The organism is Avibacterium volantium (genome assembly GCF_049366555.1).
Classification (GTDB): Bacteria; Pseudomonadota; Gammaproteobacteria; order Enterobacterales; family Pasteurellaceae; genus Avibacterium; species Avibacterium volantium_A.
On sequence record NZ_JBMMGT010000013.1, the window covers coordinates 16,772 to 33,961 of the forward strand.

The following is a 17,190-nucleotide window of genomic DNA, read 5'->3' on the forward strand; positions in this document are numbered from 1 at the left end:
CACACCTTGCGAGAAGTGATCGAAGTGCTAGAACCCGAACTTTTCTTCACTGTAACGGGCTTAACGCAAAAAGATTTCCAACTGCTGGTGAACCTCAACGTCTTCAACCAATCGCAAATGAACGAAGCTGTTTTCAGCTTCAAACGCTACGAAGATGCCAGCCTCGAATACACGGGAATCCGCAAACACCAAGGCGACTTATGGGCGGCTACGACACCGTCATCAGCCAAGAGGAATATGATTATTTGAATTAACAAATAAAAGCAAAGAAAAAGAGCGGTGAAAAATTTAGAGATTTTTTACCGCTCTTTTCCCATTTATCATTGCACTTTCCCGTAGGGGCGGACCGATGTGTTCGCCCGCATCAAAATCTCTCGAATTTAGTAAAGGGGAAAGATTTGCCGCTAAGTTACATATTCGCCACAATTTCTTCAGCAAATTCGGACGTGGAGCATAATTTCGCGCCTTCTAACATTTCTGCAAAATCAAAAGTAACGGTTTTGTTTTCAATGGCTTTGGCGACTGCGTTTACCACTAAATCCGCGGCTTCTGTCCAGCCTAAATGGCGTAACATCATTTCACCGCTTAGGATTAATGAACCAGGGTTGCCTTTGTTTTGCCCTGCGATTTTTGGTGCTGTGCCGTGGGTGGCTTCAAAAATTGCCGCTTCCGCACCGATATTTGCCCCCGGTGAGATACCAATTCCGCCTACTTGTGCGGCAAGGGCATCGGAAATGTAGTCGCCGTTTAGGTTGAGTGTGGCGATGACATCGTAATCGGCTGGGTGGAGCAACACTTCTTGCAAGAACGCATCGGCAATGGAGTCTTTGATGATAATTTCACGCCCTGTTTTTGGATTCGTCAGTTTCATCCACGGGCCCTCATCGATGAGCGTTGCGCCAAATTCTTTCGCCACTTCATAACCCCATTCTTTAAATGCGCCTTCAGTGAATTTCATAATGTTGCCTTTATGCACAAGGGTGAGGGATTTTCTATCATTATCAATCACATATTGCAAAGCCGCACGCACTAAACGCTGTGTACCTTGTTTTGAAACAGGCTTGATACCAATACCACAATCTTGTGGGAAACGAATTTTGTTCACACCCATTTCTTGTTGCAAAAATTGGATCACTTTGTCCGCTTCAGGCGAGCCAGCTTTCCATTCTACGCCGGCGTAAATATCTTCTGAATTTTCACGGAAAATCACCATATTCACTTTTTCAGGGTGTTTCACTGGGCTTGGCGTGCCGCTGTAATAGCGAATTGGACGCAAGCAGTTGTAAAGATCCAAGCCTTGACGCATTGCTACGTTGAGCGAGCGAATGCCACCGCCCACTGGGGTCATCAACGGGCCTTTGATCGCAACGTGATATTCTTTAATAAAATCAAGGGTTTCGGCTGGAAGCCAAGTGTTTTCGCCATAAACTTCATTGGCTTTGCCACCGGCATAAATTTCTAACCAAGAAATTTTGCGTTTGCCTTGATAGGCTTTTTCCACAGCCGCATCGATCACGCGTTGCATTGCAGGCGTTACATCTACGCCAATGCCATCGCCCTCAATAAATGGAATAATTGGATTATCCGGCACGATTATTGCGCCCTGTGCATCTAAACGAATTTTTTCACCTTGTGGGATAACAACGGCGGATTGGGTTTGACTCATTGGATTTCTCCTTTATGCTTGATGTTGTGTTATAGTGAATGAAATGTTTAACAAAAGCGGCATTAATGATTGTTAAAAATGTGTCTTTTGTTAAGTAACGAATCAACATTTCCATAACATATATGAAGGCAAAATTTCTTTCAAGCCGTAATCATCAAGAACGGCAAAATTTACGCAAAAAAACGGTTCAGCATTTTGCGCGTAAAAAAACAAGCACACCGAATTTCTCCCAAACCAAAGTGGTGCTGTTTAACAAGCCCTTTGATGTGCTAAGCCAATTTAGCGATGAAAATGGGCGGCAAACGCTGAAAGATTTTATTCCCATTGCGCAGATTTACCCTGCTGGGCGTTTGGATCGTGATAGTGAGGGTTTGTTAATTCTTACCAACAACGGCGAAATTCAGCACCGCTTGGCTGATCCTAAATACAAAACAGAGAAAACCTATTTCGTGCAAGTGGAGGGGGAGCCAACAGAGAGCGAGCTTGAACCGCTGCGCCAAGGCGTAATGCTAAAAGATGGCAAAACCTTGCCGGCGAAAGTGCGGTTGATTTCTGCGCCAAATTTTTTATGGCAACGCAATCCGCCTATTCGCGAGCGAAAAAACATTCCCACAAGTTGGCTAGAAATCAAAATTTGTGAGGGCAAAAATCGCCAAGTTCGTAGAATGACCGCGCATATCGGCTTTCCCACTTTGCGTTTAATTCGTGGCAAAATGGCAGGATTTCGTGTAGAAAATTTGCCATTAGGGCAGTATTATCAATTGAATTCCCAAGAGCTAGAAGCACTTTATCAACGGTTAAAATTAAGGAAATCCAATGCATAGACCTTATATTACAATGGCGTGCGTAGTGCATTGCCAAGGCAAATTTTTATTTGTCAAAGAATTTGAATACGGCAAAATGACCTTAAACCAACCAGCGGGGCATTTAGAGCAAAACGAAACGATCCTTGCCGGCGCAATACGCGAATTGCGTGAAGAAACGGGGATTGACGCAACGCCAAGCAAGCTGATCAAAATCTACCAATGGCACGCCCCACGCAGCCAAAAAGATTATTTGCGTTTTGTGTTTGCAGTAGAGCTTGCAGAGCAGCTGCCTATTCGCCCAAGGGATCCTGATATTGAAGGCGGTTTATGGCTGACTCCCGCAGAATTTCAGCATTATATCCAACAAGAAGGACAAGCAGAACGCAACCCACTTGTCAGCCAAGCCCTGCAAGATTATTTAAATGGTGAAGGGGTGAGCTTAGATGTGTTGAAGGTGTTTGAATAAAAATGGGTGAAATTTACACCGCACTTTATTTTTAGCAAAAATAAAGCCCGAATGGCTCGGGCTTTACTTGATTAACGATAAGGTTGATCTAATGGAACTTCAGGGTCTGGTTGGTGCGTGATGCGGTTACGTAAATCACGGCGCACAATCTCAATTGTCCAGAACCAGAAAACGTGACCCACTAATTCAGAAACGTGTTCGTATAATGGCCAGTCTAATACTGGTGGTGTTAAACCTAAAGCAGGGAATGTGATGTAGTGTACACAAACATCAGCGATTAAACCTGCGCCCACACCTTGCCAGAATTTAATTTTAGGGAAACGCTCTGCAACCACACAGTAACCCACCGCAAATACGATTGAGAAGGTGATGTGGGTTACTCCAATCCAGTTAAACCCGTGATCAGCGAAAGTAAACACAGCTTCAGTTGGATCAATACCAAGATAATCACGCAAGAAAACGTGTGGTGGGTTTAAAAACGCACGAGAACACACTTCTAAAGCTTGTGATGGATCTTGACAAGCCGCAACGAATAAATCAAATGGACTGCGTGGTGGGAATGGGTGTTCTGCACCCCATTTTACGAAAGCAGAAAGTAAACCCGCAATAATACCGACAAAAGCTGCAATCCCATAACGGCGACGTGCAGGATCGGTTTGAGTGAAAATACCTGACATATAATGCTCCAAATAAAATAATGGTTGTTGATTTATTAAATTTTATTAAATAAATAAAATCGTTGGCAATTCTATGCCTAATTGGGAATTAGTCAAGGAATTTTCTACCTATAAAGAGATAATTCAAAAGAAGTAGGGTTGGGTGAGTGAAAATTGAGTGCAAAGAGAATTAAAAAGAAAACGCAGAATTGACAATTCTCTTGCAAATTCTGCGTAATATATTGTTTTCAAATTCTGCGTAATATATTGTTTTCAAAAGTATTATTCTTCACAGCTTTCAAACCAACTTTCTAAAATAATACAGGCAGAAATGCTGTCCACCTTGCCTTTTTCAAGTGCTTTAAAGCCGCCACGTTGGAAAATCTCGGCGCGCGCTTCGGTGGTGGTAAGGCGTTCATCTTGTAAGGTAACGGTTACGCCAAATCGTCCGTGTAAGCGATTGGCGAATTTTCTGGCACGTTGGGTTAGGGGCTGTTCTGTACCGTCCATATTTAAGGGTAAACCGACTACAACAATGTTAGGCTTCCATTCGTTTAGACATTTTTCGATAGCTGCCCAATTTGGAATGCCATCTTGTGCTTTAAACGCGGGTAACGGCTGGGCAGAGCCGGTGATGCTTTGCCCCACTGCGCAGCCGATACTTTTCGTACCAAAATCGAAAGCTACGGCGGTAATCCCCATTAGCAATGCCCCGCTTGATAAGCAAAATTATGTTGCTGAATACCTAATAGTTGATTTGCCGCTAACCAGCGCTCTAAATAAGGCACATCAAATAAAATATGTTCATTGGCTGGCACAACAAGCCAATCGTTATTCGCAATCTCTCTTTCTAATTGCTCAGGCGACCAACTGGCGCAACCTAAGGCCACTAAACATTTTTCAGGGGCTTGCGGCGTACCAAGCGTATCAATCACATCAGCAGAGGTGGTGAGCCATAAATTATCGGCAACTTTATGACTATTCATAAAGGGTTTTGCTGTTTCTGTGTGTAAAATAAAGCCCCGTTCAAGGTTGGTTGGACCGCCTGCCAAGACGAGATCGTCAGGGTATTTGCGGTCATCAGCCATCATAAAATTCATCTTAATACATAATTCTGCAATGCTCAGATCGGTGGGCTGAGTTAGCACCAATCCCATTGCACCTTGCTCATTATGCTCGCAAATATACACCACGGAACGATAAAAATGATCGTCTTCCAAATGGGGCATTGCGATTAAAAAATGGTTTTGTAATTGCATATTTTCTTTCCTAAATTCAAGGGGTTAGGCTAAATCCCCAAAACAAACCTGTAATGCGGTGATTGCGCTTAACGCCGCGGTTTCTGTGCGTAACACACGCTTGCCAAGCAACACTTCGGTGAAGCCTTGTTGCTCCGTTTGCGCAATTTCTTGCGGCGACAAGCCACCTTCTGAACCAATGAGCAAGCGCACCCCTTCAGGCGGCATTGTGGGCAAGGTGCGAATGGAATATTTCGCGCGTGGGTGCAAATTCAGCTTTAACATACCATCTTGCTCGGCACACCATTCTTCTAATTTCATCATTGGACGGATTTCTGGGATCACATTTCGTCCGCACTGCTCACAAGCCGAAATCGCAATTTTCTGCCATTGCTGAATTTTTTTCGCCATACGTTCTGCATCGAGCTTCACCCCACAGCGTTCCGACCACAACGGCGTGATCACCTTTACCCCAAGCTCAACGGATTTTTGAATAGTAAATTCCATTTTCTCACCACGGGACATCACCTGCCCAAGATGAATGTGCAGCGGACTTTCCCGATCATCAAACTGACAATCTAAAATCTCCACGTCCACCGCTTTTTTGCTCACTTGCGTAATCACTGAGGGGTAAATATGGTTGCTACCATCAAATAATTCAAGGCGCTCCCCCACCTGCATCCGCAACACCCGCCCAACGTGATTCGCCGCCTCTTCCGTTAATTCACACTGAGTCTGCCCCAACAAAGAAACGGGGTGATAAATTCTTGGTACTCGCATTTTTTCTTACTGTTAATTAAGGTTTGTCTATCATATCAGAAATTGAGGTGATAGGCGGTGATTGTTTTTACAAAAGTGCAGTCGTTTTTTGTGAGATTTTTGGCGTAGCTGTACCAAAAATAATTTTTACGCTTGGGAAAAGTGCAAGCTGGGGGAGGTGCTGGCAGAGCGAAATAGCCAATTTCCAAAATCTGATAAATACCCACTAATGGCTTTTGTATCAGGTCAAGGGATTGCAGACAAAGGAGAAAGATATAACAGGGATTTTTTAGTTACAGATGAAGAGGGGAAAAAGTATAAGCAAACAGAATACAATGACTTTATATATAGCTCTAATAATCTGGAAACGGGTTCAATTGGGTTAAATAAATATGGAAATGCTTGTATTTCACCAGTTTATAGTATTTTCTATGCTAAAAAATTAGCTGATATGGATTGCATAGGACAAAGATTAGTTCTTAGGGATTTTGTCTATCAGATGACAAGATATAGACAAGGCGTTGTATATGGTCAGTGGAGGATTCACGAAAAAGACTTTTTAAAACTAAACATCACCCTCCCCACCCTCCCCGAACAACAAAAAATCGGCAATCTATTTAAACAGCTAGATCGCCTTATTACTCTTCATAAGTGATAGCATTAGAAAAAGTATAATAAAAACAAAGTGAAAATCTTGCAAAATAGATAAAATCGCTGAATAGTTCTCACGTTGTATTGTGTAATTTTCAACCCAATAAAACGGAGGACATCACTATGCGATTAACTAATCAAGAGCTTTTTCATCGCTATTTCAAACGTTGGATTCGCATTTATAAAGAGGGGGCAATTCGCCCTGTTACGCTGGCCAAATATAAAATGACGCATACCTGGCTTATTCGTCTCGCACCTAAATTAAGGCTATGTGATCTCAACCGAATTAGCTATCAACAGCTATTAAATGACTATGCAAGTAGCCACGAGCGGCAAACTGTGATGGATTTTCATCATCAAATTAAAGGAGCAATTTTAGGTGCGGTTGATGAAGGATTAGTTATTCGTGATCCTACGCGTAAAGCAATTATTAAAGGCAAAATTCCACGCGAGAAAAAACCGAAATATCTCAGCCAATATGAATTACAAACCCTTATTCATCAGCTTAATTTAAGTGAAAAATTAAGTTTTGACTGGTTGATTTTATTGATTGCCAAAACCGGATTGCGTTTTTCAGAAGCCCTTGCGGTTACCCCAAAAGATTTTGATTTTGCACGACAAACATTAACCATAAATAAAACCTGGGATTATAAAAATGGCGGCGGATTTTTACCCACTAAAAATCGCTCTTCCATTCGTAAAGTTCAGTTGGATTGGCAAACAATTATTCAATTTGCACAATTGATCCGTCATTGCCCTGAAAATATTCCTATTTTTCTGCCGAATCACGAAAAAGTTTATAATTCTACGATTAATGATCTCATTGCTCGTTATTGTAAAAAGGCGGCAATCCCAATTATTACGGTACACGGACTCCGCCACACCCACGCCTCACTACTGTTATTTGCCGGGGTATCCATTGCTAGCGTTGCCCGCCGTTTAGGGCACGCCAGCATTACCACCACACAAAAAACCTATTTACATATTATTCACGAATTGGAAAATAAAGATGTGGATATTGTAATGCGATCATTATCAAATCTAAATATTACTTAACTTATAGAAAATAAAGGATTTTTCACCGCTCTTTAGAGCGGTGATTTTATCCACTCTCGCTTATGAAGAGTAATCAGCCGATCCAGCCGTCTGAAAAACGTGCCGATTTTTTGTTGTTCGGGGAGGGTGGGGTGAATAATAGGAATTTCTTCAATTTCACCTTTATTGATTTTTTTAGGAAATGCAACGTGTAGCGTTCTTTTCCAAAGTTCTTTTTGAATTAGATCGCTTTCTATTAATGGCTTTAGATATTCAGATAAAACTAATTTAGGCTTTAGTAAAGCTAGACTTACATAATAAGCAAGTCTTTGATTTGTATTGACTATATTAACTGTTCCTATATCACCTATTCTTGTCATTAAAACATCACCGCTAGTAGGATATGTTTTAAACTCTCTCTTAAAGTCATCTTCTGATATAAACTTATCAGAAATCATAGTTTCAATATTTTCAACACTTAAAAACATTATTCCTGACTTTTTATAATTAGGTGTTTGGTGTGTTCCATCATAAATTTCCGCCACCTCCCCCAGCTTGCACTTTTCCCAAGCGTAAGGATTTTTGGTGATAAAAAAGCCATTTAGAATAATTGGCTAAATGGCTTTTAAAAAATAGTTAAAATTAAAATTTTATTTATAAATCAATTAACTAAAGTATTGATTTAACCCCGAGAATGTTTAACTGTTCGTTGATTTCGGCTTCAAGTTGAGCAATTTCTGCTTTATCTTCAGCAATTTTGGCAAGCACTTCATCAAGATCGATTTCTTCTTCTGCTTCGAAGGTATCTACATAGCGAGGAATATTGAGATTGTATTCATTAGCTTGTACTTCCTCTAGAGGGGCAAGTTGAGCGAATTTCTCAATATTCTCGCGTTTTTGATAAGCCTCAACAATGGCGTTAATGTGCTGTTCGCTGAGATGGTTTTGATTTTTGCCTTTCTCAAAGTGTTGGCTGGCATCAATAAAGAGGATATCTTTTGAAGTGCGGTTTTTTTTCAGCACCAAAATACAAGTGGGGATTGATGTACCAAAAAAGAGGTTGGCAGGCAGCCCGATTACGGCGTGTAAATAATTCTTTTCAATCAGAATTTTGCGGATATGCCCCTCTGCTGCACCGCGGAATAGCACGCCGTGCGGCAGTACAATCGCCATTGTACCTGTGCTGTTGAGGTGGTAAAGGCTGTGCAAAATAAAGGCAAAATCGGCTTTGGATTTTGGTGCGAGCTTGCCATATTCGGCAAAACGTGGGTCTTTTAGTTTACGGTCGTCATTATCCCAGTTGGCGGAATAAGGGGGGTTAGCAACCACGGCATCAAAACTGCGAGGCTTGTCGATGCCATCAACCAAGCCGTCTGGCCAGTCGGATTCTAGCGTATTGGCGTTAGATAATGTCATATTGGCAAAACTGACACCGTGCATCATTAAATTCATTCTTGCCAAGTTATAAGTTGTGGTGGAAAGTTCTTGTCCGTAATACTTGATTACCCCCTCTTTTTTGCCGTTTGGTAAGGCATTTCCTACAGTAAGCAATAAAGAACCCGAGCCACAAGTTGGGTCGTAAACCGTGAACACATCGTCTGTTTTAGCATCTTGAGTGACAATTCTAGCGAGAATTTGGCTGACGGCGTGAGGGGTGTAAAATTCCCCCCCTTTTTTGCCCGCATTTGCAGCGAATTTGCCGATCAGTTCTTCATAAATTTCGCCTAAAATATCTCTGCCGTTATCGTCTTTGTACTGCACTTCATTAACCAACCGCACTACTTTATTTAACGCTTTCGTGCGGTCATTGGTGTTAGTCCCAAGGCGAGAATCACTTAAATTAAGATCACTAAATATGCCACGGAAATCTTTTTGTGCTTCAGGGTTAATTTCACTATTTTGGTTGAAATTATCAATAAGTGCTTGATAATCACTTGGAACAATCTGATTTTGCTCAATTTTTTGGATTAGCGTTGTCCAAGTATCCGCAGGTTCAATAGCATAACCCAAGGTGTTTGCAATATCATTTAAATAATCTTCTAAGCCATCTTGTTTCACAGCCTCGAAATAGGCGTCATTAGCACTTTGGTGCGGTTTTGGTGTAATAATGCCATTCTCAAGCAAATAGGCTTCTTGATGTTCAGAAAGATAGCGATAGAAAATAAAACCTAAAATATAATTTTTATATTCTGAGGCGTCCATATTTCCGCGTAAGTCATTTGCCATTGCCCAAATTTGGTTGGTGATATTTGAGATAGTTGTCATAAAAACTCCGTAAAATAAATTCTTTAACTTAAAACTTAAACAAACATTTGCTGTAATAAGGCTTTTTTCAAAAGCTGATAATGCTCGTGCTGTCGCTTATGAAGAGTAATCAGCCGATCCAGCCGTCTGAAAAACGTGCCGATTTTTTGTTGTTCGGGGAGGGTGGGGTGAATAATAGGAATTTCTTCAATTTCACCTTTATTGATTTTTTTAGGAAATGCAACGTGTAGCGTTCTTTTCCAAAGTTCTTTTTGAATTAGATCGCTTTCTATTAATGGCTTTAGATATTCAGATAAAACTAATTTAGGCTTTAGTAAAGCTAGACTTACATAATAAGCAAGTCTTTGATTTGTATTGACTATATTAACTGTTCCTATATCACCTATTCTTGTCATTAAAACATCACCGCTAGTAGGATATGTTTTAAACTCTCTCTTAAAGTCATCTTCTGATATAAACTTATCAGAAATCATAGTTTCAATATTTTCAACACTTAAAAACATTATTCCTGACTTTTTATAATTAGGTGTTTGGTGTGTTCCATCATAAATTTCCGCCACCTCCCCCAGCTTGCACTTTTCCCAAGCGTCAGTAAATTCAGGAAAACGAATTTCTGGAAAATCTGCTCCATTTTTCGGGAACATTTTTTGCAAAAGTGCTTTTTTTAGCAAGATTACATCGTCCCACTTACGCTTATGAAGAGTAATAAGGCGATCTAGCTGTTTAAATAGATTGCCGATTTTTTGTTGTTCGGGGAGAGTGGGGATAGAAATTTCCATTTTTTCTAATTGTTTTTTAGAGATTTCCAGAAAGGTTGAACCAGTAGCATTTTTTAATGCAAAATGTTTAATTTTAAATCCCAAAGAATAGAGAAAATAAATATCAGCTTTCTCCTCATCAACAACAAAAGATTGAAACCCTTGATTAGTAGTACTTGATTTTAAAAGGATTGCCATATCTCCAATGCTAGCTCTTGAAGTGAACAGGATTGTCTTATGTGCAGGTAAAAGTTTTGCTGAACTTTTTTCTAGACCGAGTTTAGAGATCTTTTTTAAGCTATTAGAAACATAAATTTCATTCCCAATTTCCGTAGGCGAATACCAATCAATATTTCCATTCCAATAAGTAGCATTATTTGTATCTGGTGTACCACCTCCAACAATATTCACAATTTTTCCCAGCTCCCACTTTTCCCAAGCGTCCGTGAATTCAGGGTAACGTAGTTTTGGTATGTTATGATTTTTCATCAGCTTATCTCTTTATTAAATTGCTTATACTCAAATACGGTGATAGTTTGAGTAAATAGGAAAAATTGTATAATTTTAACTGCTTTAGTAGGAAAAATGCGATTATTTTTAATAAAAAAGTAATTTTCCTACTAATCTACATCACTAAGCATCTAGCCCATAGGCTAATGCTTAGATACAGCGAAAAAGCAATGATTTTAGAGATCGCAGCTACGTTGGAGAACTAAAGTACTAGATTGTAATAACTGCCATTGATGGCAGTTATTAAGAAATACTGAATAACTGAATTTTTATCTAATTCTTTATCTTTCAATATGTTATTTATATGCCTATTGATATTAGGGACTGAGGTGGCAAAAAGTTCTGCCAGCTGATTTTGATTCAGCCAAACCGTGCCATCTTGGGCATAAAGCGACACTTTGGTTTTGCCGTCCTCGGTGTTGTAGATGATAATTGGGTTATTCATTTAGGGCTTCCGTTTCACTTGCATAAATTTCTTTTAAGGTTTTGCCTTCTGCGGTTTTAAATTCCGTCCAGCCATTGGCATTGCCTAAAATCAGTAATGATGCAGCGGTACTTGGGCTATTAAAGCGAAAATCTTTGCTAAAAAAGCACCGCTCTTTGTCTAAGGTGAGTATGCCTTTTTCAATCATTTCATCACATTGTGCAATGGCTCTCAGACGATAATTGGGGGCATTTGATTTCTCAATATAAGGGAAATTTGAGCCTTTCAATACGATCATTCCATCTTGAGTATAAATTGCCTGAGCTTGTATGCCATTGCGTGGGCAGTAGAAAATCATTTCTTTTTTGGTTTCTGATTGTGCTTTGCGTAATGGCTCAAAAATTGGGTAGCCTAAGGTGGAAAGCAGTAAATCTGCAATTTCAAACATCGTTTCACAAGCCGCTTTCAGTGGTGGCGGGGTGTGCGTTTTCTGCCCTTTATTACCATTAGAAAGGCTAAAGCGCTGGCAGGATTTGGCTTTTTCAATAGCAAGCCATTCCAAATACAGAGCGTGAGTTTGAGTGAGATTCTGCGTGAGGGAAATCAGCACCAATGCACGCGACCAATCTTTTTTATCTTCGATATGGTGCCGTTCAATGCGTTTCCCCACTTCGCCCGATTGCCCGATATAAACTTCATCATTATCCGCACCACCGATGAGAAAATACACTGCCACTTGGGCGGATTCTTCCATCTTTAGAAAGGTGGCTAAATCACGGCGTGGCACTTCGATCACACGCATAATCGATGTGCTTTCTTCAATAATCCGAATTCCCTGCGGTTCGCCTGTTGGCAGGAAGATTTGTAGGGTTTTGGGGTGTTTTGTGGGCATTTTGTTTTCCTTTAATGTCTAAAATCGTTTAAATTATTTTTTTACTTGTCTGTATCTAGACAATTTTTATATTTGTCTATCTATTTGATTTTAAAATGAATTTTATTAGTGGTATAGCTATCTTGTCTAAAATTATCGTCTAAAATTGTCTAAATGATTTTTTACATTGTTTAGCTAGACAATTTCCATATCCGATTTTCACTATTAATAACTCCTTTATTTTTAAGGGATTGAAGAAGATTTTTAACTTTATGATATTTTTGTTTTTCATCTAAAATAGATGGCAGTTTATCCAATAATAGTCGATCAAAGTCTTTTCTCTCAGCTGTTTTAAATTGTGTCAAATATTCAATGATCAGTTTTTGATAATATTTGTCGTTAAGGCCTTTTTGGTGAATATAGGTTACTTCTTCATCACTAGTTTGCGCGATTGAAGCTGAAATGTAGTAATTGGGTCTTCTACCTTCAATGAGCTTTTTACTTTTTAAATGCTTTGCTGCCTGATCTGAAATAGGGAGTTTTTTCTGCACTTTATCAAGTAGCACAATGTCTTCTAGCGATAAATCAGGAGAGGAAGCTAACTTCTGTGCATAGGCAATATCTAATACTTTACCTACGATGCATACTTGTACTTTTTGATCGGAAAGTTGGTATTCAGGTAAGGGGAAAAATCGTTCTTTTTGAATAGTAAACATTTTTCTAATGCCACTACCGATCGTGTCAATCATGTTAAGATTAACCATTGCATTCGCTAAAAAACGATTACGATAGCGGTTTTCTGGTGCGTTTTCAGATAAAACTGTTTCAATACTTTGAGGAATAAATTTCCCTGAGTTAGTAAAATAGAGCTTACTATTTTGGAACTCGACCAATGTAATTTTGCCACCTAACTCATAATCTTGATGTGCAATGGCATTGTGTAGAGCTTCTCGTATTATGTACGGGTCATATTGTTCAACTTCTTCTGGAAACAGATTACCGTTTTTGATGTAGCGATATTTTAAGTTACGAACTTTATCGAATACTTTTTCTACATTAAGTAGTAGTGGGCAGGAAAAATGCTCATAATCCATTTCACTGCCTTGTTCATTTTTTAAAATCCAAGTGATAGTTGCACTAGCAGGATTAATTAACGATTCAGACTCTTCTTTGCCGAGTAAGAGAATTGCAGCTCGAGTTATTTTCCCTTTAATTGTCAATTTGGCTTTGTTCAGGAAAGTAATATCGTCCCAGCTTTCTATTTCTTTAGAAAACTTAGGATTTTTTACGATAAAATTCTTACGTGCGATTAAGATAGCCTGTGGATCTAAATCATCAAGATCGGCATTTTGGACAATTTCACAGCTCCAATCGTGCTGTTGATTTTGTAAACGGACACGCTCTATTTTTTCTAATCCTAATGAGCTTAACGATTCACCTTCACGAGCGTAATAATGTCCTTTCCAGGCGATGGGAATACCTTTTGGAGCCGCGGGAATTTTGAAGATAAGAATTCTTTTTTTATCTACATATTCCTCTTGAATCTCTTGGATTGTAAAGCGCTCTGATAAGCTATCTGCTAACTTTTTCTTAATTTCGTTAAAGCTATTTTTTCCGCTGCAATATTGTGTCCCAACAATACTTTTATCATTACTTACACCCAAGATGAGAAAAGCATAAGTTTTTTTATGAAGGTTAGCTTCATTAGCAAGTGCGGAGCAATATTTACCTAATTTGTCGTCATCAAATTGGTTTTTGGCTTCTTTAAACTCAATAAGTTCATTCTCAGACTGCTGTAATAATTGATCTAATTGCATATTACCTCCTTACTCTTCTAGTCCTGCACCAACCCGTCAGCCAACTGATAAAACGCTTCGCGTAATGCGGTACGGTATTTGATGTTGGTTAATTGTTGTGTGTTTGCATCGGTGGCAAGTGCGGTGTAATTTTTGCTGCCTTCTGTGATGATATTGGTGAGTTTTTTATCATCGTCCAAATCTTTTTCGCCATAGTGATGGTTCGCAATAAGATTGCGAATTTGAGCATTATTAATGATGTCGGTAATGCCCCATTTGTTGCGAAAATCTAATAATTTTCGATCGATTGTGATATTGCTTGCAGCATTAATGGTATTTGAAAGTTCCGATGGAGAAATCTTTTTCCAGGCTTGACCATTAAGAGGGTAATCTCCTGCCATAATAGCTTGCGTAGCACGGCGAATTTGTTCAGCATAGGAAGTATCTTCCATACCGTTGGCAAATTGTTGGATTTTTTCTTCCGTTTTTTCTGCTGCTTCGGTTTCGCCCGCTTGTACTTGGGCAATAAGTTGATTCACTAATTCGGTGAGATAGTCATAATCAACTTTAATGTCCTTAATGTGCGTCATTCGCAGCTCAATTTGAGAGATTGGAATATTCTTTTCTTTGGCTAAATGGTGTTTTAATTCTCCTGCAAGCACGGTGGTGAGCATTTCATATTGGCTTGGAGTCATTCCAAGTGCTTCAATCAATGCATCTGGATTATCGTAGTCAAATCCTGCAAGATGACCGTCAATTTGCTCAGCAGGATATTGTTTTAATTTGGTAATGCCAGCATTAAACTCGCGTAGCTGTCCCAGCATTTCTTCTTTCGCTTTTTCGCTAGGTGGAAGTTGCATAAATGGTTCGCCGCTTGGGTTTTTCGTACATTTAGCAAGTGTTTGAACAACCTTTTTGACTTCTTCTAACTGTTGATTGAAAGGCTTAACTAGCCAAGGCGGAGTTGGGTCATCACCACCATAGACAGGTGCAGGTTCTTCCACTTTATTGGCAGAATCTTTGTTTGCGTATGTGGCGAGTGCTTCATTCATTAGGCGTTCATTTTGTACCGGCCAGCGGTAGTTCACCACCTGTCCCCAAGGTTTTTCTTGCAGATCTGCGATTCGGTTGGTGCGTGAATAGGCTTGCACTAGCCCAGCACCTTTTAGGATACGATCGACATAGAGTGTGTTAAGCCCTGGGGCATCAAAACCCGTGAGCAGTTGATCGACAACGATGACCAGATCAAGATAATTTCGGTCATAAACGGTTTTATTTAAGCGTGAACTGAGATCATCAAAATATTCTGGAATTGTATTTAAGCCCCAGTTTGTGCCAAAGATTGCGTTATAGTCATTGATTGCATCGTGTAAGGCTTGATTTGTTTGTGCCATTCCATCGCTGTTTTCTGTATTAAGGCTATAAGTTAAGGCAACTTTTAAGATAAATTCACCTTTTTCCGACCGCTCTTTGTTTACACGTTGGAATTCTCGATAGTATCTTGAAGCAAGTGGTGTGCTAGCGCCAGTGCCGCTGACGTGGGTGGTGAACATGGCGTTATATTTGAAATCATTGGAACGGTTACGCCAATTTTTAAAAATATCCGCAACCACAAGGCGGATATGTTCATCACTTTCATCATAAAAATTACGGGTGAGCGTGCGTTCCACTTTTTCGCCTTTGGTGATCGTGCTTTTGTTATCATTATCTAAGAATTTGGCTTCATCAAATTCTTCTTTACGCATCGCTTCAAGCTCAGCATCAATTTTCTCTTCCGACCAATCAGGGTATTTTTGTTTAAGTAGTTCGCGAATATCTACGGTGCTTTTGAAATCCACTTTAAAGCCTAGCACGTTGCGATCTGCAATGGCTTCTTTAATCGTGTAAGCGTGTAATAATTCACCAAAAATTTCTTTTGTGGTTTTCCCATCAAACATTGGGGTGCCAGTATATCCCACCCAAACGCTATGCTTGAATTTGTCTTTAATGAGTTGGAACTGTTCCCCTGCGGTGGAGCGGTGAGCTTCATCAACAATAAAAACGATATTTTTATTAGGGGCGGTAAAATCACGACTTTTCGCTAGCTTGCCAAGCTTTTGTACACTGGTAACAATAATGCCGTTTGCATTGCTTTTGAGCTTTTTGCGTAAATCTCGGGTGTTATTGGTATCAAGAATTGAGCCGACATCATCATTGTTATCAGGATCATAAGCACGATAGTTTTCAAAGGTTTGTTTAGTTAATGCGATACGATCAACGACAAAAACCACCTTGTTTACTTTTGGTAAACGGCTTGCTAGCCAAGCGGTTTTGAAACTGGTGATGGTTTTTCCTGATCCTGTGGTATGCCAAATATAGCCAATTTTTTTATCCCCCATTTCAAAATCAGCTTTTTTGATCCCCTCAATGACTGCCTGCGTGGCATAAACTTGGTAAGGACGCATTACTTTCAGCATTGTTTTATTCGGCGTGCCGTCTAATATCATATAGTTGGTTGCCATCTGATGTGCCATTGGGATAGATAGCATTGAGTCTGCAAAGTCTTTCCACGAACGCACAATACTGTTGTCACTGCGTTTTTGCCAAGCAAAGGAAAAATCCTTATTAAAATAATCCGCCGTGGTATTTGCCATATATCTTGCATTATGTGGCGTCATTCCAACCAAGATTTGTACCGTAGAGAAAATTCCTTGGTATTGTTGCTCTTTAATATATTGCTCCATTTGATTGAGCGATTCATCAACGGAATGCGCATCTGCTTTTAGCTCTAATTGAATAATGGGCAATCCATTGATTAGCAAAGTTACATCAAAGCGGCGATTTTGTTTACCGGGGATAACAGCAGGGCGTTCAATTTGATTCACAATTTGATAAACCGTGTTGCCAGCTCCAACTTGTTTCTGATCAAAAACGGTTAAAAAAACGTGGCGACCATCGTCTAAATCGATCTCGATTTGTGAAACGCCATTGGTTCCATAAAGAAATTTACCCGCGTCAAACGGTGTGCGAGTTTGTTCCGCCAGTTTAGTTTTTACCTGATTAAATTCATTTTCACTTAACGGCGATTTTAATGATTGCCTATTTAAGCGTTCTAAAATACCTTTAAAATTATCCCAAAGTTGTTCTGTTGTTTTTATGTCAGGAAGATATTCCCAAATTCTTGTTTTTCTAGGAAAATCCAAATAATGGCTTAAGCCTTGCAAATGATCAGCGGTAGTAATGTTTCCCGTGGAGAGATATTCAATAAGGGATTGTTCAAACTCGGATTCGTATTGATAGTTAGACATAA

At 39.7% G+C, this 17,190-nt stretch carries 16 protein-coding genes and 1 pseudogene; 5 read left to right on the plus strand and 12 right to left on the minus strand.

Going from position 1 to position 17,190, the window contains the following annotated elements:
- Nucleotides 1-24: 24 nt before the first annotated feature.
- A complete protein-coding gene (locus ACLS0A_RS05735) occupies nucleotides 25-249 on the plus strand; it encodes a hypothetical protein (RefSeq protein ID WP_416082626.1) in 225 nt (74 codons plus the stop codon).
- Nucleotides 250-409: 160 nt separating this feature from the next.
- On the opposite strand, the gene icd is transcribed toward ACLS0A_RS05735, so the two are convergent.
- A complete protein-coding gene (gene icd / locus ACLS0A_RS05740) occupies nucleotides 410-1,666 on the minus strand; it encodes an NADP-dependent isocitrate dehydrogenase (RefSeq protein WP_416082627.1) in 1,257 nt (418 codons plus the stop codon).
- Nucleotides 1,667-1,788: 122 nt separating this feature from the next.
- Here icd and ACLS0A_RS05745 point away from each other — a divergent pair, with 122 nt between their 5' ends.
- Together ACLS0A_RS05745 and ACLS0A_RS05750 are read left to right on the plus strand one after the other, a co-directional pair.
- A complete protein-coding gene (locus ACLS0A_RS05745; RefSeq protein ID WP_416082628.1) occupies nucleotides 1,789-2,490 on the plus strand; it encodes an rRNA large subunit pseudouridine synthase E in 702 nt (233 codons plus the stop codon).
- Nucleotides 2,483-2,938, plus strand: a complete 456-nt coding sequence (locus ACLS0A_RS05750) for an NUDIX domain-containing protein (RefSeq protein ID WP_416082629.1) — start codon at nucleotides 2,483-2,485, stop codon at nucleotides 2,936-2,938. The genes ACLS0A_RS05745 and ACLS0A_RS05750 overlap by 8 nt, the downstream gene beginning before the upstream one ends.
- 71 nt (nucleotides 2,939-3,009) lie before the next feature.
- On the opposite strand, the gene ACLS0A_RS05755 is transcribed toward ACLS0A_RS05750, so the two are convergent.
- The 4 genes from ACLS0A_RS05755 to rsmE form a co-directional block, all read right to left on the minus strand.
- Nucleotides 3,010-3,615 (minus strand): YagU family protein, encoded by a 606-nt coding sequence (locus tag ACLS0A_RS05755; RefSeq protein WP_103855127.1) that lies wholly within the window; start codon nucleotides 3,613-3,615, stop codon nucleotides 3,010-3,012.
- Between the two features lie 261 nt (nucleotides 3,616-3,876).
- A complete protein-coding gene (ruvX, locus tag ACLS0A_RS05760) occupies nucleotides 3,877-4,296 on the minus strand; it encodes a Holliday junction resolvase RuvX (RefSeq protein ID WP_416082630.1) in 420 nt (139 codons plus the stop codon).
- Nucleotides 4,296-4,853, minus strand: coding sequence for a YqgE/AlgH family protein (locus ACLS0A_RS05765; protein ID WP_103854503.1), 558 nt, complete (start codon nucleotides 4,851-4,853; stop codon nucleotides 4,296-4,298). The genes ruvX and ACLS0A_RS05765 overlap by 1 nt, the downstream gene beginning before the upstream one ends.
- Before the next feature lie 24 nt (nucleotides 4,854-4,877).
- Nucleotides 4,878-5,612: a 16S rRNA (uracil(1498)-N(3))-methyltransferase gene (gene rsmE / locus ACLS0A_RS05770; protein ID WP_416082631.1), complete on the minus strand. Its 735-nt coding sequence runs from the start codon at nucleotides 5,610-5,612 to the stop codon at nucleotides 4,878-4,880.
- Nucleotides 5,613-5,757: 145 nt separating this feature from the next.
- Between rsmE and ACLS0A_RS05775 the strand changes: the two are divergent.
- Together ACLS0A_RS05775 and ACLS0A_RS05780 are read left to right on the plus strand one after the other, a co-directional pair.
- A pseudogene (locus tag ACLS0A_RS05775) lies at nucleotides 5,758-6,246 on the plus strand (restriction endonuclease subunit S); the annotation flags it as partial.
- 119 nt (nucleotides 6,247-6,365) lie between these two features.
- On the plus strand, nucleotides 6,366-7,298 hold the full coding sequence (locus tag ACLS0A_RS05780) for a site-specific integrase (RefSeq protein ID WP_416082632.1): 933 nt from the start codon (nucleotides 6,366-6,368) through the stop codon (nucleotides 7,296-7,298).
- A gap of 32 nt (nucleotides 7,299-7,330) precedes the next feature.
- Here ACLS0A_RS05780 and ACLS0A_RS05785 read toward each other — a convergent pair whose 3' ends face one another.
- From ACLS0A_RS05785 to ACLS0A_RS05815, 7 genes are all read right to left on the minus strand, one after another.
- Nucleotides 7,331-7,888, minus strand: a complete 558-nt coding sequence (locus ACLS0A_RS05785; RefSeq protein WP_416082662.1) for a restriction endonuclease subunit S — start codon at nucleotides 7,886-7,888, stop codon at nucleotides 7,331-7,333.
- 58 nt (nucleotides 7,889-7,946) lie between these two features.
- Nucleotides 7,947-9,542, minus strand: a complete 1,596-nt coding sequence (locus tag ACLS0A_RS05790; protein ID WP_416082633.1) for a type I restriction-modification system subunit M — start codon at nucleotides 9,540-9,542, stop codon at nucleotides 7,947-7,949.
- A gap of 35 nt (nucleotides 9,543-9,577) precedes the next feature.
- Complete coding sequence (locus ACLS0A_RS05795; RefSeq protein ID WP_416082634.1) at nucleotides 9,578-10,789, minus strand: restriction endonuclease subunit S; 1,212 nt, start codon at nucleotides 10,787-10,789, stop codon at nucleotides 9,578-9,580.
- Nucleotides 10,790-11,012: 223 nt separating this feature from the next.
- Nucleotides 11,013-11,255, minus strand: a complete 243-nt coding sequence (locus ACLS0A_RS05800; protein WP_416082635.1) for a DNA-binding protein — start codon at nucleotides 11,253-11,255, stop codon at nucleotides 11,013-11,015.
- On the minus strand, nucleotides 11,248-12,126 hold the full coding sequence (locus ACLS0A_RS05805) for a GIY-YIG nuclease family protein (protein ID WP_416082636.1): 879 nt from the start codon (nucleotides 12,124-12,126) through the stop codon (nucleotides 11,248-11,250). Before ACLS0A_RS05805 ends, ACLS0A_RS05800 begins: the two co-directional genes overlap by 8 nt.
- Nucleotides 12,127-12,296: 170 nt before the next feature.
- Entirely contained in the window at nucleotides 12,297-13,922 is a 1,626-nt protein-coding gene (locus ACLS0A_RS05810) for an RNA-binding domain-containing protein (protein WP_416082637.1), read from the minus strand.
- Between the two features lie 17 nt (nucleotides 13,923-13,939).
- The gene (locus ACLS0A_RS05815) at nucleotides 13,940-17,188 is read right to left on the minus strand and encodes a type I restriction endonuclease subunit R (RefSeq protein WP_416082638.1); all 3,249 of its coding nucleotides are present in this window, start codon (nucleotides 17,186-17,188) and stop codon (nucleotides 13,940-13,942) included.
- Nucleotides 17,189-17,190: the final 2 nt, after the last annotated feature.

Excerpts from the sequence above, each read along its gene's own strand:
- ACLS0A_RS05790 (WP_416082633.1), bottom strand. The coding sequence starts at position 9,542 with ATGACAACTATCTCAAATATCACCAACCAAATTTGGGCAATGGCAAAT.
- ACLS0A_RS05800 (WP_416082635.1), bottom strand. The coding sequence starts at position 11,255 with ATGAATAACCCAATTATCATCTACAACACCGAGGACGGCAAAACCAAA.
- ruvX (WP_416082630.1), bottom strand. The coding sequence starts at position 4,296 with ATGGGGATTACCGCCGTAGCTTTCGATTTTGGTACGAAAAGTATCGGC.
- ACLS0A_RS05810 (WP_416082637.1), bottom strand. The coding sequence starts at position 13,922 with ATGCAATTAGATCAATTATTACAGCAGTCTGAGAATGAACTTATTGAG.
- ACLS0A_RS05755 (WP_103855127.1), bottom strand. The coding sequence starts at position 3,615 with ATGTCAGGTATTTTCACTCAAACCGATCCTGCACGTCGCCGTTATGGG.
- ACLS0A_RS05745 (WP_416082628.1), top strand. The coding sequence starts at position 1,789 with ATGAAGGCAAAATTTCTTTCAAGCCGTAATCATCAAGAACGGCAAAAT.
- ACLS0A_RS05805 (WP_416082636.1), bottom strand. The coding sequence starts at position 12,126 with ATGCCCACAAAACACCCCAAAACCCTACAAATCTTCCTGCCAACAGGC.
- ACLS0A_RS05815 (WP_416082638.1), bottom strand. The coding sequence starts at position 17,188 with ATGTCTAACTATCAATACGAATCCGAGTTTGAACAATCCCTTATTGAA.
- rsmE (WP_416082631.1), bottom strand. The coding sequence starts at position 5,612 with ATGCGAGTACCAAGAATTTATCACCCCGTTTCTTTGTTGGGGCAGACT.
- ACLS0A_RS05780 (WP_416082632.1), top strand. The coding sequence starts at position 6,366 with ATGCGATTAACTAATCAAGAGCTTTTTCATCGCTATTTCAAACGTTGG.
- ACLS0A_RS05750 (WP_416082629.1), top strand. The coding sequence starts at position 2,483 with ATGCATAGACCTTATATTACAATGGCGTGCGTAGTGCATTGCCAAGGC.
- ACLS0A_RS05765 (WP_103854503.1), bottom strand. The coding sequence starts at position 4,853 with ATGCAATTACAAAACCATTTTTTAATCGCAATGCCCCATTTGGAAGAC.
- icd (WP_416082627.1), bottom strand. The coding sequence starts at position 1,666 with ATGAGTCAAACCCAATCCGCCGTTGTTATCCCACAAGGTGAAAAAATT.
- ACLS0A_RS05795 (WP_416082634.1), bottom strand. The coding sequence starts at position 10,789 with ATGAAAAATCATAACATACCAAAACTACGTTACCCTGAATTCACGGAC.